This window comes from Gammaproteobacteria bacterium (assembly GCA_011682695.1).
GTDB lineage: Bacteria > Actinomycetota > Acidimicrobiia > Spongiisociales > UBA4744 > BMS3Bbin01.
Genome location: JAACED010000119.1, coordinates 1 through 2,819, shown reverse-complemented (window position 1 = coordinate 2,819; position 2,819 = coordinate 1). Strand labels below are relative to the sequence as shown.

The 2,819-nt window shown below is 65.9% G+C and carries 3 protein-coding genes and 1 pseudogene; all 4 read right to left on the bottom strand.

What is annotated here, in order from left to right:
- Window positions 1-228: 228 nt before the first annotated feature.
- The 4 genes and pseudogenes from sufC to GWP04_12625 all read right to left on the bottom strand — a co-directional run bounded on the left by sufC (window position 229) and on the right by GWP04_12625 (window position 2,819).
- Window positions 229-1,029: a Fe-S cluster assembly ATPase SufC gene (gene sufC, locus GWP04_12640; protein NIA26385.1), complete on the bottom strand. Its 801-nt coding sequence runs from the start codon at window positions 1,027-1,029 to the stop codon at window positions 229-231.
- A complete protein-coding gene (locus tag GWP04_12635) occupies window positions 1,026-1,346 on the bottom strand; it encodes a Rieske 2Fe-2S domain-containing protein (protein ID NIA26384.1) in 321 nt (106 codons plus the stop codon). The genes sufC and GWP04_12635 overlap by 4 nt, the downstream gene beginning before the upstream one ends.
- Window positions 1,346-2,623: a Fe-S cluster assembly protein SufD gene (sufD, locus tag GWP04_12630; GenBank protein ID NIA26383.1), complete on the bottom strand. Its 1,278-nt coding sequence runs from the start codon at window positions 2,621-2,623 to the stop codon at window positions 1,346-1,348. The genes GWP04_12635 and sufD overlap by 1 nt, the downstream gene beginning before the upstream one ends.
- A 55-nt stretch (window positions 2,624-2,678) precedes the next feature.
- Window positions 2,679-2,819, bottom strand: a pseudogene (locus GWP04_12625) (uracil-DNA glycosylase).

The following is a 2,819-nucleotide window of genomic DNA, read 5'->3' as shown; positions in this document are numbered from 1 at the left end:
CCCCCAGACCCCCTCCGCCCTCGGCCAAAGCGCCGAGGACACCTCCCCCAGCGTCGGCCTCCGGCCTCCTGGGGGAGGAAACGGTCGTCCCTTCCGGCCTCCTGGGGGAGGAAACGGTCGGCCCTTCGGCCCTCCTGGGGAGGAAACGAGCCGGAAGGGGGGTTACAGAGTCGGTCCAGGACCCCCTCTGCCTCGGCATCGACCCCCCGAACGTCACCGGCCAAGACGCTAGAAATCGAACGGGGTGTCGGTGAAGAACTCCGAGACCGGCTTCTCGGCGGGCTCCTCGACCCGGGGTTGTATCCCCAGCCGTTCGCGCAGCGTCTCGTAGCCTCCGTCCTCGAGCTCACCGGCCAGCTCACGGCCGCCGGACTCGACGATCCGTCCGGCCATCATCACGTGGATCCGGTCCGGCGTCATGTAGTTGAGGATCCTCGAATAGTGGGTGATCAGCAGCACCGCCACGTCGGGACCGCGCATCTCCTCGACCGCCGCCGCGACCTCGCGTACCGCGTCGATGTCGAGACCCGAGTCGATCTCGTCGAGGATTGCGACGTGTGGCCGGAGCATCGCCATCTGGAAGATCTCCGAACGCTTCTTCTCTCCACCCGACAGCCCCACGTTCACCGGGCGATCGAGGAACTGCGTCATCCCGTACTTCTCGGCCATCTCCTCGATGAGGTCGGTGCTCTCTTCGAAGTCCAGGCCACGTTCGTCGCCCAACTCGAGAAGGAACTCCCGCAGTCCGACACCGGGGACTTCGACGGGATACTGGAAGGCCTGGAGCAGACCGAGTCTCGCCCGTTCATCGACCGGCTTGTCGAGCAACTCGACACCGTCGAGCGTCGCGGACCCTTCGACGTCGTAGCCTTCCCTCCCGGTGAGAACATGACTCAGCGTCGACTTGCCGGAACCGTTCGGTCCCATGATCACGTGCAGTTCCCCGTAGGGAGCCTCGAGGTCGATGCCCTCGAGAATCTGCTTCCCGTCGATCGACGCCCGCAACCCGTCGACCTTCAAACCCCTCACGATGCCTCCCCCACTCTCAGCAGCACGCTGCCGTCTTCGACCTTCGTCTCGAAGACCGGAACCGGCACGGTCGCCGGAAGCGAATGCGGTACTCCGGTCTCGAGGCTGAACTCGGAACCGTGGCGGGGGCACTCGACGCCGTGGTCGAATACCTCACCCTCTGCCAGGGACGCTTCCGCGTGGCTGCACCGGTCGCCGATGGCGTAGGCGTCGTCACCGATGCGGAACACGGCGATGACGTTGGACCCGACCTCCACGCGCACTCCCTCGCCTTGCCGCAAGTCTTCGAATGCGCCGATCTTCACCCAGTCCCCCATCAGACCCGCCCTTCCTGCTGGGCGGTGACGAACCGCCGGTTGACCGCCGCTCGTGCCGGTACGGCGAGTTCGGGTTGCGGCAACCGTTCGAGCGCCTCTTCGAAGAAGCCGTGGATGAGCAGACGCGACGCACGCGCCCTGCTGAGCCCGCGGCTCATCAGGTAGTAGAGCGGCTCTTCGTCGAGTGGCCCGACCGTCGAACCGTGGCCGCAGATCACGTCATCACACAGAATCTCGAGGTTCGGCACCGAGTTCGCCCGCGCCCCTTCGGACAGCACCAGGTTGCGGTTCGTCTCGAATGCGCTCGTCTTTGCGGCGTCGTGCTCGATCCTGACCAACCCGGTGAACACCGATTCGGCGGTGTCCTGGACCGCTCCTTTGAGGAGCACGTCCGAGGACGTGTTCACGCCGACGTGGTGCATGAGCAGGCGATAGTCCAGGACCTGCCGACGTTCGCCGTAGAAGGCGCCGACGAGATCGGTGTGCGACCCTTTTCCGGTGAGTTCGAAGTCGAGGTCGAGACGCCCCAGCGAGCCGCCGAGGCCGACCTCGCCGAGCTTGGCGGTTGCGTCGCGTCCGATGGCGACCCGCTCGTGGATGATCGAACGCGTCTCGGTGCCGAAGCGCTGGTAGGTGGAGAGCTTCAGGCGTCCTGCGTCGCGTATGAACGCTTCGATCTGCGGGTTGACGACCATGCGCTCGCCGTCCGGCGATCGGAAGCCGATCACGATCGAGGCCTCGGCGTCGCGCTCCACGACGATCGTGATGTGCGGGAACGAAACCGCCCCTCCCCGGGTCGCCTGAACGTCGACGTAGAAGGGACGCTCGACGGTCCGGCCCGCGGGCACGTACAGGAAGACGCTGTCGTGGACGAACGCGTGATGCGCCGCCGAGAAGATGTCGACGCCGACGTCGACACCGGTGCCGAACACGTCGCGAAGCTCGCTCGTCCCGTTCCCGGCCCCCGCGGCCAGCGTGGTGAAGATGGCGTCGTCGGAGCCGCCGGCCGTTGCGTAGCCGTCGAGGATCGTGGCGTGCCCCGCGAGCTCGCCGAGAGCCGCCGCGACCTCGTCCGGTTCGCTCATCGGGGATCCCTGCTCGGCAAGGCCGAAATCGGCGAGGGCAAAGTCGAGGTCCACGTAGCGCCACGCCTCTTGCTTCGAGGTGGGCATCGTCAGTTTCTCAAACTGCTCGAATCCACGCGATCGGCTCTCTCGAATCCAGGCGGGAGCGGTCGCGTCGAGTCGTTCTACGGTGTCTCGGTCAAGTAGCTGCATCGGCTCCTTTCGAAACGACATCCTATTACCACTGCGGAGACAGGAGAAACTACCGGGACGGGCGATCCAACAGATCCCTGACCCGGCCAAAAACGCTGTCGAGCATCGCCTCGGTGAGCCGGCCGGTGAAGGTGTTCTGCTGGCTCGGGTGGTAGCTCGCAACGACGGTGAGCCCGGACGCGAGGTCGACCTGCAC